This window comes from Amycolatopsis ultiminotia (genome assembly GCF_039536925.1).
GTDB lineage: Bacteria > Actinomycetota > Actinomycetes > Mycobacteriales > Pseudonocardiaceae > Amycolatopsis > Amycolatopsis ultiminotia.
Window position 1 is genome coordinate 389,345 of the sequence record NZ_BAAAZN010000007.1, and the last position, 21,693, is coordinate 411,037.

Genomic DNA, 21,693 nt, shown 5'->3' on the forward strand with positions numbered 1-21,693 from the left:
CGAAGGAGACCCGATGCCACCGCGCACGCCGAGACCGCGCGGCTCCCGTTCCCCTCACCGGCGGGAACTGATCCTCAACGCGGCGGCCGAGCTTTTCGTCACCCCGGGCTATGCAAAGCTCTCCATGGCTGATCTCGCCGAGGCGGTGGGCATCGTCCCGTCCGCGCTCTACCGGCATTTCTCCGGCAAACAGCAGATCCTCGCCACGGTCCTGGCGGCCGGACTGGCACCGATCCACGAGCTCGTCGGCGCGCTGGACCCCGCCGATCCGGCCGATAGCGCGCGCAGACTATCGGCGCTCGCCCTCGACCAGCGCCACCTGGGCCTGATGTGGCAGCGCGAGGCGCGTAATCTCGACTCGGCTGCTTATCAGTCGCTCAGGACTGTGGTCCAGGAGATCGAGCAGCGATTGAGCAGGTACGTCCACGCCCTCCGGCCCGAGCTGCCGGACGCCGGATCGGACCTGCTCGCCGGCTCGATCATCGCTGTCATGACCAGCCCGTCCTTCCACCGCTACACGCTGCCCAGGGCGGCATTCGAGCAGCTTTTGGCCACGCTCGTCGACGCCGTGCTCTCCACCGAACTGCCCAGCCCGCGCGCCGGCGCACCCCGCCCTCCGGACGGCGGCCCGGCACTCACCCCCGCCAGCCGTCGAGAAGAACTGCTCGCCCAGGCCATTCGCATGTTCGCCGCCCGCGGATACGCGGAGGTCGGTATCGAGGAGATCGCGCGAGCCGCCGGCATCGCCGGACCCAGCATCTACAATCACTGGCCCACCAAGCGCGATCTGCTCGTGACGGCACTGCGGCGAGGCGCGGCCGCGCTCGCCATGGACGTCGCCATCAACTACCGGTGGGCCAGCGACCCGGCCGACGCGCTGCGCCGGCACCTTCGCTCCCACGTCAAGCTCGCCCAAAGCTACCCGGAGATCTTCAGCCTCCTGATCACCGACCTCGACCACCTCAACGAGGACGAAATGCAGGAGATCGTGCGCGCACAGCACGAGCATGTCCTCGAGTGGGCGCACCTTCTGCGGCTGCACCAGCCCGGTATCGACACGGTGGCCGCGCGCATCCGCGTGCACGCCGTGCTTTCCATCTCCAGCGAGACCGCGCGCACCCCGCACTTGCGACACGGCGCGGCGCAACCCGAAGCCATCGAGGCCATCGGCGCGAACCTGCTCGGCCTGCCAGGCCCGGAATCGCCGCCGGCCGCGCCGGGCAGACCGATCACTTGAGTGACCGCAACGTCGGCATGCCCTGCCGCAACGTCGGCCTCACCCGCTGACGGCAGCACGGCCACTTCGGCCCCAGCCCCGATCCGGAGGTACCACACCATCCGGTGGGTGGCGCATCCTCAAGCGCCCGGACCTGGCACAGTTGCCCTTCGCCGTGCCGACCATCCAAAATGGACAATGGTGCGAAGTTCCGGACAGCCTTACACCGGATCCTCGACGGCCGGACACCCGATGCGAAACTCCGGTAGAAGACCCGATCCGTCCACGCCTGCGCACGACCTGCAATTTCACAGGAATTTCATCGAACGGCATATCATGGGCACGGCGGAGAATCGCGTACGACGAGCAGAAAATGAAGGGGAATCATGTATTTCGGACGAGGGTGGCGCACCGCGGCCGTGGTGTCGATGCTCTGGAGTCTGCTCGCCGCGACCTGCACCGCTACCGCCGCAGCCGCACCGGCCCGAACGGCAAACGCGTGCGGGCCGGTCATGTTCGTGGTTGCGGGTTACCGGGACGGGGGCCACGAGATGCTGGACCACGCCCCCGCAGGAGTGAATCCGGTCCGCATCCCGTACCCCAACGCGGAAGCCGACATCAACCTCTACACCGACGTCGACACCGGCGTCGCGAACCTGCGCACCGCATTGCACAACCTGTACGTGACATCCAACTGCGACCTCGACACCAAGGTATATCTCGCCGGGTTCAGTCTCGGCGCACTTGTCGCAGGCACCGTACTGGAGACCGAGCCACCCGGGCGGAACATCCAAGGCATCCTGTTCTCCGACGGCCGCCGTCAGTCACAGGAGTCCAACTGGCCCGGTGACCCGGGCGGCCTCATCGGGCACATCCCGGCCCCCGGCCCCGGCGGCGCCGGACTCCGGCCACTCGACGGCTTCAAATATCCGACGCTCAGCCTGTGCAACGGTCCGCATTCCGCCGGTGGCGCCGATGGAATCTGCTTCCTGAGCACCATCACCGACCTCAACGGCTACTTCAGCTCACACCCCTTCTACAGCTTCGACGTCGCTGCCGAACTCGGTATCCACGGCGAAGGCCCCTACCCGAACAACCTGCTCAACCGCGTGATCCCCTGACCGGGAAGATCCTCCGCACGGCCACGACCCGCAACTCGCCGCTCTGGTGCGCGGTCGGCCGGATTACCCGGTAGTTCAGGCGGTCCAGCCACCGTCCACGGTGAGAGTGCTTCCGGTGGTGTAGCCGGCGGCGTCCGAGGCGAGGTAGACCGCCGCTGCGCCGAGTTCGGGCGGGGCGGCGACCCGGTTCTGCGGGATGTTCGCGAGGAGGCGCTCGCTCCATTTGCCGGCCACCAGTCCCGCGGACAGGTCGGTGTGGAAGTAGCCCGGGGCGAGCACGTTCACCCGGACGCCGCGGGGTGCCCATTCGACCGCGAGAACCCGGCTGAGGGCCTCGACGCCGCCCTTACTGGCGGCGTAGGCGGCGATGCGGTCGAATCCGGTCCGGGCATGCACCGAGGAGACGGTGATGATCGATCCGGAACCCTGTTCGAGCATGCGGCGGCCGGCCGCGCGGGCGCTGTAGTAGGTGCCGGTCAGGTTTACGTCGACGACCTGGGCCCAGTCCTCGTCGGTGCTGTCTTCGCTGCGGCGGAACGAAGGACTGATGCCCGCGGCGGTGACCAGGATGTCGAGCCTGCCGAAGTGCCGGACGATGTCGGCGACGCAGTCGTCGGCGAAGCCGGGTTCGGAGACCGAGCCGGGCAGGACGTGTGCGGTGCCGAGATCGGCGGCGAGCCGGTCGAGGTCTTCGCCGGTGCGGGAGGTGATCGCGAGACTGGCCCCGGCCTCGGCGAGGGCTTCGGCGATGGCCCGGCCGAGCCCCTTGCCGGCGCCGGTGACCCAGGCGAGCTTGCCGGTGAGGTCGAAGGCGGTCATGCGCGCAGGCTCCGTTTCAGGACCTTTCCGGACGGGGTGCGGGGAAGGACGTCGAGGAAGACGAGGTCGGCCGGGACCTTGAACTTGGCGAGCCGGGCCCGGCAGAACTCGAGCAGGCAGTCGCGGTCGGGCTCGGCCCCCGGCCGCAGAACCACGAACGCCTGCGGAACCTCTCCCCAGCGGGGGTGGCCCACGCCGACCACCGCCGCTTCGACGACGTCGGGGTGCTCGTAGAGAACCCGCTCGACCTCCGGGGTCGCGATGTTCTCCCCGCCGGAGACGATCATGTCCTTCTTGCGGTCCTCGACGTAGAGGTAGCCGTCCTGGTCGATCCGGCCGACGTCGCCGGTGTGGAACCAGCCGTTCCTGAAGGCCTCGGCCGTGGCCGCTTCGTCGCGCCAGTAGCCGGAGCTGACTTTCGGCCCGCCCAGCGCGATCTCGCCGAGTTCGCCGTTCGGTACCTCGTTTCCGGCCTCGTCCAGGATACGAACCGCGAGGTGGACCACCGGGCGTCCGACCGAGCCGACTTTGGCCAGCATGTGCTCGTAATCGTTGAAGGTGTCACCGGAGACGGTCTCGGTGAGCCCGTAGGCGTCGGCGAACCAGGCCTTCGGAAACGCGGCGAGGATCCGCTCGACCAGTGGCACGGGCATCTTCTCCCCGCCGCCGATGATGAACCGGATCGACGAGGTGTCGCGCTCGGCGATGTCCGGCAGCTGCAGGATCGCGTTCATCATCGCAGGCGCCAGCCAGACGTTGGTGGGCCGTTCTCGTTCGATGGCGGTGACGACCGCTTCGGCGTCGAACTTGCGCAGGACGATGAGCGAGCCGCCGGCGTGCAGCGTGCCGACACCGGGCAGGTCGAATCCGCCGACGTGGTAGAGCGGGCCGCAGACGAGTGTGGTGTCCGCGGCCGTGATGCCGAACTCGACGATGTGCGCGAGGTTCTTCCAGGCCAGGTTGCCGTGCGTGATCCGGACGCCCTTGGGTCTGCTCGTCGTTCCGGAGGTGTACATGAGCCGCTGCAGGTCCTCCGGCGCGACCACCGCCGGTGCGACCGTCCGCCCGGCATGGGCGCTGAGCAGGTCGGCGTAACCGGTCCAGCCCTCGGCCGCCCCGTCGAGCAGCAGGCGGTGCTTCAGCGTGGGCAGGGCCAGCTCGTCCACGGCCGGGCGGAACTCCGGCTCGGTGAGCAGCGCGACGGCCCCGGAATGCTCGACGATGTAACGCCATTCCTCCGGCGAGAGCCGGTAGTTCAGCGGCAGGAACGCCGCGCCGATCCGGTTGACCGCGAAGACGGTCTCCAGGAACTCGAGGTGGTTGTACAGCAGGATGGCGACCACGTCACCGGGGCCGACGCCGAGGTCGGTGAGTCCGGCGGCGATCGCGTTGACCCGGTCGAGCAGCTCCTGGTTGGTCAGCTCGCGCTCGCCCTGCCTGAGCACGATCCGGCCCGGTGCGCGGCCGGTGTTGTGGTCGAGGATGGCGGCGAAGTTCGACATTCAGTGCTCCTGGGCGTGGAAGCTGTGCAGATCGTCGCCGGCCGCGCCCCAGTGGATGGTGCTGATCATCCCGCCGTCGGCGACTAGGTCGGTGCCGGTGATGTAGCCGGCGTCCGGGCCGGCGAGGAAGGCGACGGCGGCGGCGATGTCGGCCGGATCGCCGATCCGGCCGACCGGCGTGTTCGCGACGGTGGCCGCGTGGATCGCCGGGTTGGCAAGGGTGTCGCGGTTCAGTCCGCTGTGGACCACGCCGGGGCTGACCGAGTTGATCCGGATGCCGTCCTGCGCCAGTTCGGCGGCCAGCTGCCGGGTCAGTGCCAGCACGCCGCCCTTGGCCGCGGTGTAGGAGGAGAACCCGTACCCGGTGTGCCCTGCGATCGAGGCGATCTGGACGATCGAGCCGCCACCGCCCGCCGCCATCAACGGGACGACCTGCCGGAGCAGGATGAAGTACCCGGTGAGGTTGACGTCGAGTACCCGCCGCCACTCCTCGACCGTGGACTCCAGCAGTGTCTTGCGGACGATGATCCCGGCCGCATTGACCAGCACCGCCGGGCCGCCGAATCGCTCGGTGGCCGCACCGACCACCCGCGCGACCTGCGCCTCGTCAGTGACGTCGACGGTGAAGGCGGCCGCGTCACCGAGGAGTTCGGCAGCGGTCTTCTCGGCGGCGTCGCGATTGGCGTCGAGGACCGCGACGGCAAGCCCGGCGTCGGCCAGCCGATGCGCGCAGGCACGGCCGATCCCCGAACCCGCGCCGGTGACGATCGCGCATCCGGTTGTGTTCACTGCGGTTCTCCTGTTCGTCCGGGCCTCAGCCCATTGCGTATCCGCCGTTGACGTCCACCACCGCGCCGGTCAGGTAGCTCGCGGCAGGCGAAGCGAGGAATGCCGCGACCCGGGCGATCTCCTCGGGCCGGGCCAGCCGTCCCAACGGGTTGTAGTTCTCCGGATAGCCCTTGCCCTCGACCATGGGGGTGTCGACGACACCCGGGGCAACGGCGTTCGCGAGCACCTGGTTGCCGGCCTCGGTCTTCGCCAGCCATTTGACGACCGCGTGTACGCCGCCCTTGCTGGCCACGTAGTGCGGACCGGCCAGCACACCGCCGACCTTGCCTGCCACCGAGCCGATGCACACGACCCGCGAGTCGTGACCGCGCAGGAACGGCAACGCGCCACCGATGCACCACAGGGTCCCCTTCACATTGACGCCGAGCACGAGATCCACCTCGGCCTCGGAAAGCTCGTCGATGGCGATGGTGTCGCCGTAAATCGCCGCGCAGGTCACCAATGTGTCGAGCCGCCGATCGGGACCGGCCGCGGACGCCATCGCGCCGGCGACGGCGGACCGGTCGGTGATGTCGACCTGCAGCCCGGTCGCCGAGCCGCCCAGCTGGGCGATCTCGGCGACCGTACCGGCCGGCTCCCGCACGTCCAGGACGGTGACGTGGGCGCCGGCGAGCGCGAGCTCGACGGCGATCCGGCTGCCGATCCCGCGGGCGGCACCGGTGACGACCGCGCGCTGCCCGGCCATCGAGGCCGGTCCGCGCGGGTCGAGCACACCGAAGGTCACGACGACGACTTCTGCTCGTGCGCGGCGAGTTCTTCCATCAGGACCGGAACCCCGAGGGTGCAGGTGTGGATGCCGAGCACGCTCGTCAGTTCCAGCACCTCCATGATCTCCTCCTTCGTCGCGCCGTAGCCGAGTGCGTTGCGGATGTGCTGGCGCAGTCCCGGCTCGTAGAGGTGCGTCGTGGACGCGTCGATCGCGGTGTAGATCAGTTCCTTGGTCTTCGGTTCGAGCACGCCCTTGCGCCACGGCACTGCGGAGAAGTTCAGGTAGGCCTCGAAGAACTCCGGGTCGAGACCCAGCAGTCCCTCCCAGAAGGTGTTCCAGTACCCCCGTTCCTTGACGAAGGCCTCCCGCAGCTCGTTCTGACGCGTGACGTCGGTGCCGTTGTCGGACAAGGTCTTCTCCTTACTTCGCAGCCAGTTCGGCACGCCGCGCGGCGGTCGCCTCGTGGTCGATCGTGAGCCCTTCCGGATCGTTGTGCGGGTCCCCGGTGATCACGACGCCGTAGTCGCGGTAGGCACCCTCGATCGTCACGTACTCGTCCCGGACGTCCCGGCAGACCCGTTCCGGGCTGCGCTGCAGCGGGCGGCCCCATCCGCCACCGCCGTTGGTCAGGTAGCGGAAGACCGCGTTCGGCTGGGTGTGCCAGACCGGGGTGCTGGCGAAGTAGAAGTACTCGCCGGCGGGGTCGATGGTCTTGGTTTCCGGGTCCAGCATCCCGGCGACCGGGGTCGAGCCCGCGTACACCGACGGGTCGGTGCCGATGAGATCCTTGTCGCGCGGCACGTTCCGGTAGTCCGAGTGGAACACCCAGGTCCCGCCGAGTGCACCCGCCTGCCCGCCGTAGACACCGACGCCACTGGCCTTCTTGGTGTGCAGCGGGCTCGACCAGTGCTCGGCCGCCGTCAGGTACAGCGTGTCCTTGAGCACCGCCGCGCCACCGCGGTTCTCCCCTGCACCGGAACTGTCGGGCGCGTATTCCTTGCGCAGCACGACCGCGGGAAGTTCCGACTCGATGGCCTCGGTGGCCGGGTCGAGGTTGTTGGCCTGGTAGACGACCGAGTAGCTGTCGGCGTCGCCGTCCTCGGTCGCGCCCCACGGCCCGTGCTCGCCACCGCATTGAGCGGTGGTGACCCACGGGGTTCCGTCGGCGAGCACGCCGTTGGCGTTGTGGATGTTCAGCGAGCCGTAGTCGCCGCCGACGGCCTTGCGGCCGAGTGCCTTCTCCAGTGCGCGGAACACTGCCAGCAGGGCCGGCCCGGTACTCTCCCAGTACAGGAACACCGCGCCGTCGGGCGGAGTTGCGCTGATGAAGGTGCCCGCGGGCAGCACGATGTCGATCGGCCGGTAGGCGCCGGAGGTGAACGGACTGGCCCGGTCGATGAGGAACTTCAGCGCGACACCGACCGCGGTCTTCGTGTCGAGGATGCCGGCGTTGATGCTGGTGCGGGCCTGCGGTGAGGTACCGCTGAAGTCCAGTTCCATCCGATCGGCGGCCTTGGTGATCTTCAGGTGGATCTTGTATTCGATGGAGTCGTCGACGCCGTCGCAGTCGATGCCTTCCTCGGCTTCGTAGATCCCGTCCGGCAGTTCGGCCAGTGCCGTGCTCATGGACTCGGCCGAGACGTCGGTGGCGTAGCGGATCGCGCCGAGGTAGGCCCCGACTCCGTACCGCTCGACGCTCTCCAGGATCAGCTGCTCGCCGAGCAGCAGGTTCTGGTAGATCGTCTTGATGTCCGGCAGCAGCAGCGCGCAGAAGCGCGCGTTGTCGAAGATGAGGTTGAACGCGGACTTGACCGGTTTGTCGTTGCGGTACAACAGGGTCGGCGCGATCACGAGACCGTTCTCGTAGACGTTGCGTTTCGTGCCGCTGAACCCGGCCGGGACCACGCCGCCCATGTCGAGCTGGTGCGCCCGCAGATTCACGAAGGAGATCAGCTTGCCCTCGTGGAACACCGGCCGGATGAAGCAGACGTCGTTGACGTGGTTGCCGGCGCGGTAGGGATCGTTGCAGATGATCACGTCGCCCGGATTGATGTTCTCCGGCCCGTACTCCTCGACGGTGTTGCGCACGGCCTCGGACATGGTGCCGAGGAACATCGCCAGGCTGTTGCTCACCGAGGGCATCGGGTAGTTCTGCTCCGGCGGCCCGGAAATCGTGGCGGCGAAGTCGTACCAGTCGCGCAGGATCAGTGAGAACGCGTTGTTGAGCAGCCCGGTGCACATGTGCTGCACGATGTAGCGCATCCGGCTGGCCAGCACCGACGCGGTGAACCGGTCGGCGCCGTAGAGCTCGGTGAACTGGGCGTCGTCGAGGTCTTTGAGAGAGGTCATGGTTCACGCCTTCCGGATGCGCAGCTCGCCGTGGGTCCCGACGGTCGCGACCTGGCCGGGGACGAGGAAGGTGGTGGACAGCGGTTCGCGGATGACCGCAGGGCCGGGAACCCGGTCGCCGGCAAGCAGTTCGGTCCGCCGGTACTCGTGCGCGTCGAGCACGTCGTCGGTGAGGTAACGGATCTGCCGGGTCCGCGACGGCTGCGGCGACTCCCCCGCCGGCCGCTCGGGCAGCACCGGGTACTCGACCTTGTCGGCCTCGACGACCGCCTGGACGCGGTAGGTCACCCCTTGTACGGGCAGCGCCTCGAACTTGTTGCCGGAGCGCTCGGCGTAGGCCTCGTGGAAGTTGGCGATCATCGCCGCGACCGCGTCCGCGTCGATCTCGCCGTCGGGCACGCCGACGAACGGAGTTTCCCAGGTCTGGCCGGCCAGCCTGCCGTCGAAGCTGCGGACGAACTTCACGTTCCCGCGGTCCTTCTCCTGCAGCCGTTCGCGAAGCCGCTCTTCCATCGAGTGGTAGACCTTGTCGATCTGCTCGGCGGCTTCCGCGGCGAGCAGGGTGTAGGCGCTGCGGCTGTCGGCGTAGACCAGGTCGGAGCTGACGAGGCCGAGGGCGGAGAACAGGCCGGGGTGCGGCGGCACGATGACCTCGGCCGCGTGGACCAGGTCGAGCACCGCGGGCAGCAGCATCGGGCCGGCCGCGCCGAAGGCGACCAGACTGTAGTCACGGGGGTCGACGCCGTGCTGGATGGCGATGTTGACGACGCCTTCGGCGATGTTGTTGATGCCGATGTTGAAGGCGTAGCTGATCCGCTGGTCGAGCGACAGCTTCGAATCGAGCGCTTCGAACGCCTGGCGCGACAGGTCCGGGTTCAGCTTCATCCGGCCGCCGGCGAACCCGTCGGGGTCGATGACGCCCATGAGCAGGCAGGTGTCCGTGGTCGTCGGCTGGGTGCCGCCGAGTCCGTAGCAGGCGGGTCCCGGGTCGGCACCGGCGCTGCCGGGGCCGACCTTCAGCTCGCCGGCGGCGTTGATCGTCACGAGGCTGCCGCCGCCGGCACCGATGCTGGAGATCTCGTTCGACAGCGCGTTGACGATGAGGTCGTGCTCCAGCTCGAAGGTCGTGTTCACGAACGGCTTGCCGTCGGTGACCATGCTGATGTCGCACGAGGTACCGCCGACGTCGGCGCACAGGAGGTTGCCCGCACCGATCAGCCCGCCGAAGTGCGCGCTGGACACGGTTCCCGCGGCCGGGCCGGCGAAGACGATGCGGAACGGGTGTTCCATCGCGACGTCCGAGCGCACGAGCTGCGCGGCACAGTCGGCGAAGTTGAGGTCGCCGCCGAAGCCGAGTTCCCTGAGCCCGGAGCCGAGCCGCTTGGTGTACTGGTCGTAGGTCAGCCGCATGAACACGTCGACCACGGTGGTGGAGGCGCGGGCGAATTCCTTCGCCAGCGGCGAAACGTCACTGGAGATCGAGACCGGGATGTCGCCGAGCTCTTCGTGCACCAGCTCGCGCAGGCGCTGCTCGTGGTGGTTGTTCACGTAGGCGTTGATCAGGCAGATGGCCACCCCCTCGACCCCGCACTTGCCCAGGATCCGCAGCTCCTCGCGGGCGTGGTCCTCGTCCAGCTGGATGAGGACGCCACCGTCGGCGGTCAGCCGTTCCCGGATGCCGCGGCGGAGGTAACGGGGCACGAGCGGCCGGTTCGCGTCTCCGTAGGAGCGGCGCCATGCCGGGTTGGTCAGGCCTTCGACCGGCCGCCAGGTGCGGCCCATGTCGAGGATGTCGCGGTGGCCGAGTGTGGTCAGGAACGCGATCTTGGGCAGCCGCCGGGTGATGATCGCGTTCAGCCCGTGGGTACTGGCGTGGTTGAAGACCGCCGAATCCGCGACCCCGATCTCCTCGGCACCGCGCAGCACACCGCGTTCGGTGGTGCGCACGTCCGTGGAAACCTTGACCGTGCGGATCTCGCCGTCCGCGATGGCCACCACGTCCGTGAACGTGCCGCCGACGTCTACTCCGATCATGGAACTTCCCGCCTTTCGTGAGTTCTGGTCAGTCGACGTCGAGGCCGTCGGAGGTCAGCACGATCGGGCCGAGCAGCGGACCGGGCTCGCGGCTGACGGTCTGCAGGGTCTTCTGGTGTTTGACGACGGTGAACCAGCCACCCTCGCTCAGCACGGGGTAACGGCGGAACTCGGCCGCCGTGGAGCCGGGAAAGTCACGTCCGAGGTCGACGCCGAGCATCGTCAGCTCGTCCGCCGTGACCTCGTCCCGGATGACCGAAAGTCCTTCCGGGACCGATGTTTCGACTGCATCCATTGGCCATCACTCCGGTGTGTTGTGCCGATGTCGAGTTTCGTGTACCAATCGGTCTAAGAAACCGTGATGGAGAGCACTGTAGGTCTCTCGAAGCGGCCTGACAAGCCCGGACCGGGTGAGAAGAGGAGCGGCGAGGATGACGGCACGGGTCGAACTCGATACCACCGACCGGGTCATTACCGTTCGGCTGAACGCACCACCGCTGAACGCCTTCGACACCGAAATGCGCCGTGCGCTGGCCGAGGCCGTGACCTCGATCGCGGACGATCCCGACGGGCACGCCGTGGTGCTCTACGGCGGGCCCCGGTGCTTTGCCGCCGGCGCGGACGTGAAGCAGCTCGCCGGGTTCGGCTTCGAAGAGATCGTCGGCTGGAACCGCGCGCTGCAGGAGACCTTCACGCGTTTTGCCCAGCTCCCGGTCCCGGTGATCGCGGCGATCACCGGATATGCGCTCGGCGGCGGGATGGAACTGGCGCTGGCCGCCGACTTCCGGGTCGCCGCCACCGGCGCCGTCCTCGGTCTTCCCGAGGTCCAGCTGGGGATCATGCCGGGCTCCGGCGGTACGCAACGGCTGGCCCGGCTGGTCGGCCCCGCCCGCGCGAAAGAGCTGATGATGACCGGGCGGCGGGTGCCCGCCGGCGAGGCCGCGGACCTGGGCATCGTGGACCGGATCGCCGATGATCCCTACGCGGCCGCGCTGGAGTTCGCCCGCGAACTGGCAGCCGGGCCGCGGTTCGCGATCCAGGCCGTCAAGGAGGCCGTGGATCGCGGTCTCGACAGCCCGCTGGCGGACGGTCTGGCACTGGAGCGGTCGCTCATCGCGGGCCTGTTCGCGACCGGCGACCGGGACGTGGGCATGGCCTCGTTCCTGCGGAACGGGCCGGGCAAGGCCACGTTCGGCGAGCCCGCCTAGAGTGAACTGCGGTTTGCCCAGCGAGGGAGAAGGATGCCGAGACCACCGGGACACGGACCTGGCTACGAGGTCAAACGCCAGGAGATCATCGACCAGGCGGCCGCGCTGTTCGCCAAACAGGGCTATGCCGCCACCGGCATCGCCGAGCTGGGAGAGGTGGCCGGGCTCGCCAAGGGCGCGCTCTACTACTACATCGGCTCGAAGGAAAATCTGCTCGTCGAGATCCAGGACCGGGTACTGGGCCCGCTGCTCACCGGGGCCAGGAGCATTGCCGCGCTCGACGAGGATCCGGTCCTGAAGCTGCGGTTGCTCTCGCAGGCCCTGCTCGACATCATCCTGGCCCGGTTGGACCACATCTGGGTCTACGAGCACGACTACCGGCATCTGACGGGCAGCAACCGTTCCCGGCTGCTGCGGCAGCGCCGCGAGTTCGAGAAGATCGTCCGGGGCCTGCTGGTCGCGGCCATGGACGTCGGTGCGTTCCGGCGGCTCGACCCGCGCCTGGCCATGCTGCAGTTCCTCAACCTGCACAACCACACCTACCAGTGGGCCCGCGCCGATGGCCCGTGGGACGCCGCGTTCCTGTCCCGCGAGTACTGCGCGACGCTCATCTCGGGGTTCTGCAGCGACGGCTACGACGTGGCCGGGCTGGAGAAGCGGCTCGCGGAGTACCGCGAGCGCTCCTCCGCCTGACCGGGCACGCCACGGCTCAGGCGCCGACCGCCTCCCGCACCGCAGCGGCGATGGTCTCCTTCGACGGCAGCCACACCCGCTCCAGCGAAGGGCTGTAGGGCGCCGGTGTGCTTTCCGCACCGACGCGGATGACCGGGGCGTCCAGCGTCCAGAACCCCTCGCGCGCGGCGACCGCGGCCAGCTCCGCCCCGACGCCGAATTCGCCGACGCCCTGGTGGGCCACGACCAGCCGGCCCGTCTTGGCCAGTGACCGCAGCACCGTCTCGGTGTCCAGCGGGGCAATGGTCCGCAGGTCGATCAGCTCCACGCTGATTCCCTGCGCCGCCAGCTGCCCGGCCACATCGGCGCAGTCGTGCACCAGCTTCGAGTAGGACACCAGGGTGACGTCGGTTCCGGCGCGCCGGATCACCGCCTTGCCCAACGGGATCAGGTGTGTTTCGGGTGGCTGCGGGCCCTTGCGCCCGTACATGAGCCGGTTCTCGATGAACACGACCGGGTTGGGATCACGGATGGCCGCACGCAGCAGTCCGTAGGTGTCGGCCGGCGTCGAGGGCATCACGACGGTGAGCCCGGGGATGTGGGCGAGCAGTGCCTCGAGGCTCTGGGAGTGCTGGCTGCCGGAGGACTTGCCTGCGCCGAACTGGGTGCGCACGACCATCGGGAGGCTGACCGCACCGCCGGTCATGAACCGCAGCTTGGCCGCCTGGTTCATCAGCTGGTCGAGGCACACGCCGATGAAATCGAAGTACATGATCTCCACGACCGGCCGCAGACCGGCCATGGCCGCGCCGACACCGGCGCCGACGATGGCGCTTTCCGAGATCGGGGTGTCGCGGATCCGGCCGGGGAACTTCTCGGCCAGTCCCCTGGTCAGGCCGAATACGTTGCCGCCGGCACCGACATCGATGCCGGCCAGGAAGACCGTGTCGTCGGTCTCCAGTTCGTGTTCCAGCGCGGTGCGGATCGCGTCCATCGTGCGGAAGACCTCGCCGGTGGCCTCGGCGGGCTCCGGCACGGGTTCACGGGGGACGCCGACGAAGTGGTGCAGCGTCTCCGGCGCGGGCGGCGAAGCGGCGCGGGCCTTCGCCACGGCCGTGTCGATCTCGGCGTCGACCGATGCGTCGAGGGCGTCCGGATCTTCACCGAGGCCACGCAGCCGGGCCGCCAGCCGGACCAGCGGATCGCGCTCCTGCCACTCGGCCAGCTCGCCGGGGTCGCGGTACTTGAGCGGATCGCCTTCGTAGTGTCCGTGCCAGCGGTAGGTCTCCGCCTCGACGAGCACCGGGCCGGCACCGTTGCGCAGCTCGCCCGCCAACCGGCCGACGAGGTCGGCGACGGCCACGACGTCGTTTCCGTCGACCGCATGGAAATCCATCGCGTAGCCAGGGGCCCGGTCGGCCAGCGGCGCACGTGTCTGGGTCGCGATCGGCGAGAACTCGGCGTACTTGTTGTTCTCGCAGAAGAAGATCACCGGGAGCTGCCACACGGAGGCAAGGTTCGCCGCCTCGTGGAACATCCCTTGGGCCACCGCGCCGTCGCCGAAGAAGGCGAGCACCACCCCACCCGAGCCCCGCAGTTGCGCTGCGGTGGCGGCACCGACCGCGATCGGTACACCCGCCGCGACAATGCCGTTGGCACCGAACACACCGCGCCGCGGATCGGCGATGTGCATCGAGCCGCCGCGCCCGCGGCAGGTCCCGGTTTCCTTGCCCATGAGCTCGGCGAACATGCCTTCGACGTCGATGCCTTTGGCAATGCAGTGGCCGTGCCCGCGGTGGGTCGAGGTGATCACGTCGCGGTCGTCCAGCGGCCAGCAGGCGCCGGTCGCGGACGCCTCCTGGCCGATCGACAGGTGCAGGAAGCCGGGGATCTCGTTGTTCCGGTACAGCCGGGACGCGCGGTCCTCGAACTGCCGGATCAGCCGCATCCGCCGGTACATCCCCACCAGTGTGCTTGGCTCACCGTCGAAAGCCGTTGCCAGGTCGCTCACCCGGGTGGAAGTCATCGTGCTCCTGCCCTTGTCGCTCATCGATTTCCGCCCGGCCTCTTGACATCGCGCCGGGAACCACGATTCTTGTACCGACTGGTCGAAAAAACAACTCCCGTTCGGAGGTGGTCGGCGTGCACGCACTGCGGTGGCACGCGAAAGGCGAGCTGCACCTGGACGACGTGCGCGAACCCGCACCCCCCTTGCCAGGTCAGGCGGCCATCGCGGTGGCCTACTGCGGCATCTGCGGCACCGACCTGCACGAGGTCGCGCACGGCCCGAACCTCATCCGGACCGGCGCGCATCCGCTCACCGGGGTGAAACCCCCGATCACACTCGGTCACGAGATGAGCGGGACGGTGACCGCGCTGGGTTCGCCGGTGCCCGGCATCGAGATCGGCACGAGGGTGGCGGTCGACCCGTGCCTGCGCTGCGGGGTCTGCCGCTGGTGCACGCGGGGCGAATACCACATCTGCGCGAAGGGCGGCTCCGTCGGGCTGGCATCCGATGGCGGGTTCGCCTCGCACGCGACGGTACCTGTCGAGGGGCTGGTGCCGATCCCCGAAGGCGTCTCCGATCAGCTCGCCGCGCTCGCCGAGCCGCTGGCCGTCGGACTGCACGCCATCCGCCGCGCCGGCGTCCAGCCGGGCGATCACGTGCTGCTGCTCGGCGCCGGGCCGATCGGGATCGCCGCCCTGCTGGCCGCCGAACTCGCCGGCGCCGCGGGCATCTACGTCAGCGAGCCCGTGCCGGCGCGTGCGCGTACCGCCGCCGAGCTGGGCGCGACCGTGGTGTACGACCCGGGCGTCACCGATGTGCGGCGGGAGGTCTTCCTGCGTACCGGCCGCGTCGGTCCGGACGTCGTGGTCGAAGCGACCGGGCTTCCCCGGCTGGTCGAACTCGCCGTGACGACCGCGCGCCGCGGCGGGCGCGTCGTGCTGTGCGGGATCAGCGGCGCCTCGGCGTCGCTGCCCATCACGCAGATCGTCCCGTTCGAGCGCACGATCCTCGGTTCGCTCGGTTACCACTTCGACATTCCGCGGGTCCTGGATCTCATGGCCACCGCCCGGCTCGACGCGACCCCGCTGCTCACCGGCGTCCGTCCGCTCTCGGCCGGCGCGGACGCCTTCGCCGAGCTGGCCGCCGACCGCGGCAGCCACCTCAAGATCCTGCTCCGGCCGGAGCGGTCCTGATGACCGGACCGGCCCCGGCGTGCCGGCTACCGCCGCAAGCGCAGACCAACCAGCACGCGCAGCCCTCCCGGGCCGCCGGCAACCGCACGGAGGACTGATGAACTTCGACCTGCCCGAAGAGACAGTCGCGCTCAAGCAGCTCTGCCGCGACTTCGCCGCCAAGGAGATCGCCCCGCACGCAGCCGGCTGGTCCGAGCGCAGTGAGTTCCCCTCCGAGGTGTTCCGCCGGCTCGGCGGACTCGGCCTGATGGGCATGCTCGTCGACGAAAAGTACGGCGGCGCCGACGCGGGGTTCGTCTCCTACGTCGCCGCGATGGAGGAGTTCGGAGCGGCCGACCAGTCCGTCGCCTCGGCCTGGAACGCGCACTCGACGATCGCCGTGCTCCCGCTGGCGACGTTCGGCACCCACGAGCAGAAGCAACGGTGGCTGCGGCCGCTCGCCGAAGGCCGGGCCATCGGTGCGTTCGGGCTCACCGAACCGACCGCAGGCTCCGACGCGGCAGGCATCCGGACCAGGGCCCGCCGGGCAGAAGGCGGCTGGGTACTCGACGGCACCAAGATGTTCATCAGCAATGCGGGCACTGACATGAGTCTCGGCGTGACCGTTCTCGCGGTCACCGGCGAGAACGAGGACGGCTCGAAGCGGTACGGCACCTTCTTCGTGCCCGAAGGCACCGACGGCTACGCCAAAGGCCGGCCGCTGAAGAAGCTCGGCTGGCACGCGCTGGACACCCGTGAGCTCGTTTTCACCAATTGCTTCGTCGCCGACGATCAGTTGATCGGCGAAGAGGGCAACGGGCTCCGCCAGTTCCTGGAGGTCCTCGACGGCGGCCGGATCAGCGTCGCGGCGCTCTCCCTGTCACTTGCGCAGAAAGCACTCGACCTCGCCGTCCGGCACTCCGGGGAGCGCGAACAGTTCGGCCGGCCACTGCACCGGTTCCAGGCCGTCGGCCACAAGCTCGCGGACATGGCCACCGAGGTCGCCGCGGCGCGGTGGCTGGTTTACCACGCCGCTTGGCTCGCAGACCAGGGCCGCCCGTTCAGCACCGCGGCGGCGATGGCCAAGCTGTACGCCTCCGAAGTCGCCAACCGTGCGGCCAGCGAGAGCGTCCAGATCCACGGTGGCTACGGATTCGTCCGCGAGTCCACCATCTCCCGCTTCTACGCCGACGCGAAGATCCTCGAGATCGGTGAAGGGACGAACGAGGTCCAGCGCAACGTCATCGCCCGCGCAGTCACCCGCAACCAGCCGGCAAGCTGCCCCGGCGACGATGTCCGCCGGCCAAGGCACTGACTCCCACGGCCAGGAGATCCGGCAGTCTCCACCCACGAACAACGCATCAGCACGGGCGGTGGGGGCCTGCCGGATCTCCTGAACTCGGATGCGCTGCCCGACACGCCGCACGAGTAAGGCTCGCAATAAGGCGCCGCATACCCAGAAGGTGAAACCCGGCTTCGGCCGTTACACCACGAGTGCGCTGGGGGGTTGACGGTGTTTCGCACCTACGCCTCCCCGTTCCTGCGGACTATGGGCGAAAAGTACGAGACTGTTCGGGTGACCGGCGAACTCTCCGACGAACTCCGCCGCGGTTTCGGTGCTGGCTGTTCTCGCCGGTGCTGAGTGCCTACGCGTCACAGCAGCTTCGTGTTGCCGCTGGCTCCCCCGGTTTCGCGCGACCAGTGATCCTGAGCCGTGCCACCATCGACGCAGAGTTCGGCAACCGTCATCAAGCTGCTCTCGTCCGAGGCGGGAACCAGTGCCGTGGATCGCGGTAGTCCGGCACGGTTTCTCCCTGGCGAGAGTTGCGCCGACGTACGGGGGCTGCGTTATCGGATGTCCTTCACGACCACGCCGGACTTGATCACGACCTTGATATTGTCCGGATCGGACAGTACGGCCGGATTGTCGAATGGGTTGCCATCCACGACGATGAGATCGGCGAGCTTTCCCGATTCGACGGTACCGAGATCTTTGTCAAGCCCCATGATCTCGGCATTCCCGATGGTGGTTGCGCACAGTGCGTCCCGGAACCCGATGATGCGAGCCTTGAGTTCGATTTCGAGGGCCCGGCCGGCTTGCTGTGGCCCGAGCAAGTCCGACCCCGAACCGATTCGCACTCCGGCGTCCCTTGCGAGGTGTAAGGCGTTTTGCATCGCCTCGCCGACCCCGGCCATTCTCTCGAGGAGATCGGGTCCGATGCCCCAACTCTCACTGTGCTGGCGCATTACCTCGAGGACCATGAACGTCGGCACCAGGGATGCTCCCGCATTCGCCATGAGCTCGGCGGTCTGCTCGTCGAGGTAGGTGCCGTGCTCGAAGCAGGTGACGCCGGCGGCGATACCACGCCGGATGGCTTCGGAGTTGTGCGCGTGAGAGGTCACGTAGGTGTCGCGGGCAGCAGCCTCCTCGACGGCCGCCTTCAATTCCCCGACGGTGAAGTGCACATCTGCAGGTCCGTCGGCGAACGAGACGACGCCACCGCTTCCATACACCTTGAGCTGCGTCGCACCTCGGCGCAGCGCGGTCCGGGCGGCGAGCCGGACGCCGTCGGGGCCATCACAGACCAGCGCACGCTGGAACAGACCGGGAATGCACAGCGCAGCGTCGGTCATTCGGTAGGGAGTGTGGCCGCTGCCGTGACCGCCGGTTTGCGCAAGGGCGGGTCCGGACGGATAAATCCGCGGCCCACGGACCAGCCCGGAATCGATGGCCTGCACTATTCCGCCGTCCAGGCCCGCCACATCACGGGCCGTGGTCACCCCGGCTTCCAGCGCGAGCTCGCAGTTCCGGAAAATGCCTGCCGCGACACTCGCAATGGAGATCAATCCTTCGTCTCTGATCGCTGCGACGGGAAGTGCCTGCCCGAGGTGCGTGTGTGCGTCGATGAGACCGGGCAGGCCGAAGTACGAGCCGAGGTCGAGGTCCTGGTCACCGATCGGCAGGCGATCCTCGGAGCGCGGGGTGACCGTGCCGAATCGGTCCCCGTCGATCGTGATGGTGACGTCCTCGGCCGGATCGCCGAAGGTGGTGTCGTACAGGTGACCGAGGCGGAGAGAACGGACCATCAACTCGACACCCCTATCGCCGGATCGCCATCAGGGTCATGATCGCCCGTTGCGCCGTACGGGTCCAGAAACAATCGTTCGACGTCCACCGGCGGCCGGTTCGACAGATGTTCAAACGCGTCGGCTTTTCGGGCTTCGACATCTGTCGTACGACGGTTCCGGAATTCGTCACTGCTGCCCGATGTGCGCCTCGCCGAAGAGCGCAGAGGGGTTCGAGGCGTCCGTTGATCGCCTCCGTGGGCCCGTTGCCGGTACCGGGCCAGGTCGCCTCGGCCTCGACATGCTCCTCGACGGCAAACAGCGCCCGCAGCCGATGGATCTGCTTGTCGGTGAGCCGCCCCGGCATCCAGCTGGACCGCCGCGCCGGCTACCCCCTCATCTGTCGAGGGATCCGCGGTCACGGCCGATGGCGGAAGCTGATGCGCATCAGCCGACTGCCCGCCCAGTCTTCGAGCGGGGTTGGCCGGATAGTGCCGGGGTCGTGGGGCTGGTTGAGATCCGCCACGATCTCCGCCAGCACGGCCTGACGTTCAGCTGGGTCGGTAACAGGCGTGGCCCGTGCAGGCAGATCCGCACGGATCCCGTTCTTGAGGTGGAAGGTGAACGCGGGATTGGCGAGAAGGTTCGCATGCCAGTCGGTCGCCGCACCGCCGGCGCCGCTGCACAGGTAAGTGGTGCCCGCGGCTCGGTAGAAGAAGATCTCGATGCGGCGTGGCCGGCCGGTGCGGCGCCCCAGCGTCGTGATGTCGATGATCCGTTCCCCGGTGCCCGCGGCGGGGGTGATCTCGATGGCTCGCCGGATGTGGTCGGGCAGGGGGGACAACGACGTGTCCCGTGCGGAGTCGCTCGGCCCGGTCGCGGCTGGAGTGCTCATGCGGCCGGGGCCGGAAGGGCGGGGCCGAGGAGGAGTCCACCGTCGATGACGTATTCCGACCCCGTGATGAACGACGCGTCAGATGACGTGAGGAACAGGAGCAGCCGGGTGACGTCGGCCGGTTCTCCGAGCCGGGGGATGGCGAACGGCTCGGGTGAGTAGAAGTCGGCGATTGCCGCGGTGGCGCCGGCTGCTGGTTCGTGGATGAAGGAGGTCGCGATCACGCCGGGGTGGATGGTGTTCACCCGGATGTGGTCACGGCCGAGCTCGAGTGCTGCCGTTTGCGTGAGGCCTCGCACGGCCCACTTGCTGGCGACGTACGGCGCGTAGTGAGCCGTACCGCCCAGACCCATGGTCGAGGCGATGTTGACGATGACTCCCCCTGCTGCGCGGCGCAGAGCGGGGGCGGCGACCTTGATGCCGAGGAAGGTCCCGGTGAGGTTGATGCCGAGGATGCGCGACCAGGTGGCCTGCTCCGTGTTTTCGATTGTTGCAGGCGGGTTCTGCACGCCTGCGTTGTTGACGAGCACGTTCAGGGCGCCGAAGGCGCTCTCGGCGGCCAGCACAGCGGCGGACCACGAGCTCTCGTCGGTAACGTCAAGGCGGACGAAGCGAGCTCGGGTCCCGAGCTCGTCGGCGAGAGCGGCACCGCGTTCCGCGTCGATGCCGCCGATCACCACGTTCGCTCCCTCTGCGTGAAAGGCGCGCACGTGGCTCGAGCCCTGGCCGCCGGACCCACCGGTCACGAGCACGGTCTGGTTGTCGAAGCGGGACATCAGCTGTTCCTTCGGTACGGGCGTGGATGGCCGGGATCACCAGTGATGAACGGCGGCCAGTGGTGAGTCGGTCGACTCACCACTGCCTGACACTAGGTCGGCGGCAGTGGCGAGTCAAGCCACTCACCTCGTATGCTCGGCCCATGAGCCGGGTCGTCACGACGTATCACCAGCGCGTCGCCGAGGAGAAGCGTGCGCTGATCGTGACGGCCGCGACCGCACTGTTTCTCGAGCTGGGCTACGACCGGACGTCGCTGGCGCGGATCGCGGAGCGCTCGGGCGTTTCGCGGGCCACCTTGTTCAAGCAGTTTCCGAGCAAAGCTGCCCTGTTCGACGCCATCGTGACCGAGTCCTGGTCGGCCGCTGACGAGGACGATCCTCCGCAGGCAGGCAACGTCGTCGACGGGCTCGGCATCATCGGCCGCCGTTACGCCGAGCTGCTGGGCCGTGCCCGGATGAGCGACCTGTTCAGGATCGTCATCGCCGAGCTGCCGCGGTTTCCGGAGCTGGCCCATGCGCAGTTCTCGCAGGGAAAGATGCCCTACTTCGAGTCCGTCCGCAGCTACCTCCTGGCCGAGCACGAGGCGGGAACGGTGCGGATCGAGGACGTGGACCTCGCAGCCACCCAGTTCCTGGGCATGATCTCCAACTACGTCTTCTGGCCGACGCTCCTGGTGCCGGGCTGGGAGGTGAGCGCCGAACGCGTCGCTCAGGTAGTCGACGAGGCCGTCCGCACCACCGCCGCCCGGTACGCCGCGGATGGCCCCGGAGCGTCCGCCAACGACTGAGTCCCGCCGACCGCAACAGAGCACGGCCCGACAAGAGGTCTCCGCAGCAGGCCCCAACGTGCAAGGCTTCACCCGGGGTGGAAACTCCAACGACAGCAACAAGGATGACCCAAGAGCAGGCCCGCAGCTACACCTTCATTTGCGCAGAGCCCGGAGCCGGCTCCGACTGCACCGTGGGCGTCCGCCCGATGCGGCAGGAGATTGCGCCCGTGGCCGGGCTTCACCGCGGACGGGATCACCGCGTCGGCGACAGGCACCACGGTCGACTCGGCACCGTCCCCGCAACGCGACCGGTTCCGGAACCGTCATGGGGTGAGGACACGGCTAGCGCCGGTCCGCAAAGCGGGTGGGGCTGGTCTGGTTTGATCATGGTTGTGGGGGGGTAGGCATGAGTTGTCTGATGACCAGTGGCTGGTGATTGGGGCGTTGTTGCCGGTGTCGGGGGCGAGGGGTCGTCCTCGGGTGGATGACCGGCGGGTGATCAACGGGATGGTGTTTGAGGCCAGGAC

20 protein-coding genes are annotated in these 21,693 nt (G+C 68.5%); 8 read left to right on the plus strand and 12 right to left on the minus strand.

Features of this window, described 5'->3' with window-relative positions:
• Window positions 1-13: 13 nt before the first annotated feature.
• Complete coding sequence (locus tag ABD793_RS19095; RefSeq protein WP_344861723.1) at window positions 14-1,237, plus strand: TetR/AcrR family transcriptional regulator; 1,224 nt, start codon at window positions 14-16, stop codon at window positions 1,235-1,237.
• Between the two features lie 365 nt (window positions 1,238-1,602).
• Window positions 1,603-2,337 carry a hypothetical protein gene (locus tag ABD793_RS19100; RefSeq protein WP_344861725.1) on the plus strand — a complete coding sequence of 245 codons (735 nt, stop codon included), beginning with the start codon at window positions 1,603-1,605 and terminating at the stop codon, window positions 2,335-2,337.
• 75 nt (window positions 2,338-2,412) lie between these two features.
• On the opposite strand, the gene ABD793_RS19105 is transcribed toward ABD793_RS19100, so the two are convergent.
• From ABD793_RS19105 to ABD793_RS19140, 8 genes are read right to left on the minus strand one after another with little or no spacing between them, the layout of a single operon-like run.
• The gene (locus ABD793_RS19105) at window positions 2,413-3,156 is read right to left on the minus strand and encodes an SDR family NAD(P)-dependent oxidoreductase (protein ID WP_344861727.1); all 744 of its coding nucleotides are present in this window, start codon (window positions 3,154-3,156) and stop codon (window positions 2,413-2,415) included.
• On the minus strand, window positions 3,153-4,658 hold the full coding sequence (locus ABD793_RS19110) for an acyl-CoA synthetase (RefSeq protein ID WP_344861729.1): 1,506 nt from the start codon (window positions 4,656-4,658) through the stop codon (window positions 3,153-3,155). The genes ABD793_RS19105 and ABD793_RS19110 overlap by 4 nt, the downstream gene beginning before the upstream one ends.
• Window positions 4,659-5,447 (minus strand): SDR family NAD(P)-dependent oxidoreductase, encoded by a 789-nt coding sequence (locus ABD793_RS19115; protein ID WP_344861731.1) that lies wholly within the window; start codon window positions 5,445-5,447, stop codon window positions 4,659-4,661. It lies immediately after the preceding gene.
• Between the two features lie 25 nt (window positions 5,448-5,472).
• Window positions 5,473-6,231: an SDR family NAD(P)-dependent oxidoreductase gene (locus ABD793_RS19120; protein ID WP_344861733.1), complete on the minus strand. Its 759-nt coding sequence runs from the start codon at window positions 6,229-6,231 to the stop codon at window positions 5,473-5,475.
• Complete coding sequence (locus ABD793_RS19125; protein ID WP_344861735.1) at window positions 6,228-6,626, minus strand: carboxymuconolactone decarboxylase family protein; 399 nt, start codon at window positions 6,624-6,626, stop codon at window positions 6,228-6,230. The genes ABD793_RS19120 and ABD793_RS19125 overlap by 4 nt, the downstream gene beginning before the upstream one ends.
• A 10-nt stretch (window positions 6,627-6,636) precedes the next feature.
• Window positions 6,637-8,565, minus strand: coding sequence for a hydantoinase B/oxoprolinase family protein (locus ABD793_RS19130; protein ID WP_344861737.1), 1,929 nt, complete (start codon window positions 8,563-8,565; stop codon window positions 6,637-6,639).
• 3 nt (window positions 8,566-8,568) lie between these two features.
• Window positions 8,569-10,599, minus strand: a complete 2,031-nt coding sequence (locus tag ABD793_RS19135; protein ID WP_344861739.1) for a hydantoinase/oxoprolinase family protein — start codon at window positions 10,597-10,599, stop codon at window positions 8,569-8,571.
• 28 nt (window positions 10,600-10,627) lie between these two features.
• Complete coding sequence (locus ABD793_RS19140; RefSeq protein ID WP_344861741.1) at window positions 10,628-10,894, minus strand: hypothetical protein; 267 nt, start codon at window positions 10,892-10,894, stop codon at window positions 10,628-10,630.
• Between the two features lie 136 nt (window positions 10,895-11,030).
• Here ABD793_RS19140 and ABD793_RS19145 point away from each other — a divergent pair, with 136 nt between their 5' ends.
• Together ABD793_RS19145 and ABD793_RS19150 are read left to right on the plus strand one after the other, a co-directional pair.
• Window positions 11,031-11,807 carry an enoyl-CoA hydratase/isomerase family protein gene (locus ABD793_RS19145; RefSeq protein ID WP_344861743.1) on the plus strand — a complete coding sequence of 259 codons (777 nt, stop codon included), beginning with the start codon at window positions 11,031-11,033 and terminating at the stop codon, window positions 11,805-11,807.
• 33 nt (window positions 11,808-11,840) lie between these two features.
• Entirely contained in the window at window positions 11,841-12,500 is a 660-nt protein-coding gene (locus ABD793_RS19150) for a TetR/AcrR family transcriptional regulator (protein ID WP_344861744.1), read from the plus strand.
• A 16-nt stretch (window positions 12,501-12,516) separates the two neighbouring features.
• Here the strand turns inward: ABD793_RS19150 and ABD793_RS19155 are convergent, their stop codons facing one another.
• The gene (locus ABD793_RS19155) at window positions 12,517-14,505 is read right to left on the minus strand and encodes an alpha-ketoacid dehydrogenase subunit alpha/beta (RefSeq protein WP_344861745.1); all 1,989 of its coding nucleotides are present in this window, start codon (window positions 14,503-14,505) and stop codon (window positions 12,517-12,519) included.
• A gap of 116 nt (window positions 14,506-14,621) precedes the next feature.
• Between ABD793_RS19155 and ABD793_RS19160 the strand changes: the two genes are divergently transcribed.
• Together ABD793_RS19160 and ABD793_RS19165 are read left to right on the plus strand one after the other, a co-directional pair.
• A complete protein-coding gene (locus ABD793_RS19160) occupies window positions 14,622-15,680 on the plus strand; it encodes an alcohol dehydrogenase catalytic domain-containing protein (protein ID WP_344861747.1) in 1,059 nt (352 codons plus the stop codon).
• A gap of 97 nt (window positions 15,681-15,777) precedes the next feature.
• Window positions 15,778-16,974: an acyl-CoA dehydrogenase family protein gene (locus ABD793_RS19165; protein ID WP_344861749.1), complete on the plus strand. Its 1,197-nt coding sequence runs from the start codon at window positions 15,778-15,780 to the stop codon at window positions 16,972-16,974.
• A 533-nt stretch (window positions 16,975-17,507) separates the two neighbouring features.
• On the opposite strand, the gene ABD793_RS19170 is transcribed toward ABD793_RS19165, so the two are convergent.
• From ABD793_RS19170 to ABD793_RS19185, 3 genes are all read right to left on the minus strand, one after another.
• Window positions 17,508-18,746: a metal-dependent hydrolase family protein gene (locus ABD793_RS19170; protein WP_344861751.1), complete on the minus strand. Its 1,239-nt coding sequence runs from the start codon at window positions 18,744-18,746 to the stop codon at window positions 17,508-17,510.
• A gap of 397 nt (window positions 18,747-19,143) precedes the next feature.
• The gene (locus ABD793_RS19180) at window positions 19,144-19,620 is read right to left on the minus strand and encodes a nitroreductase/quinone reductase family protein (protein ID WP_344861755.1); all 477 of its coding nucleotides are present in this window, start codon (window positions 19,618-19,620) and stop codon (window positions 19,144-19,146) included.
• Window positions 19,617-20,396, minus strand: coding sequence for a glucose 1-dehydrogenase (locus ABD793_RS19185; RefSeq protein ID WP_344861757.1), 780 nt, complete (start codon window positions 20,394-20,396; stop codon window positions 19,617-19,619). The genes ABD793_RS19180 and ABD793_RS19185 overlap by 4 nt, the downstream gene beginning before the upstream one ends.
• 143 nt (window positions 20,397-20,539) lie before the next feature.
• Between ABD793_RS19185 and ABD793_RS19190 the strand changes: the two genes are divergently transcribed.
• Together ABD793_RS19190 and ABD793_RS19195 are read left to right on the plus strand one after the other, a co-directional pair.
• On the plus strand, window positions 20,540-21,184 hold the full coding sequence (locus ABD793_RS19190; protein ID WP_344861759.1) for a TetR/AcrR family transcriptional regulator: 645 nt from the start codon (window positions 20,540-20,542) through the stop codon (window positions 21,182-21,184).
• Window positions 21,185-21,556: 372 nt separating this feature from the next.
• Window positions 21,557-21,693 (plus strand): transposase (locus tag ABD793_RS19195; protein WP_344861798.1); only part of this gene is annotated, 137 nt, incomplete at its 3' end.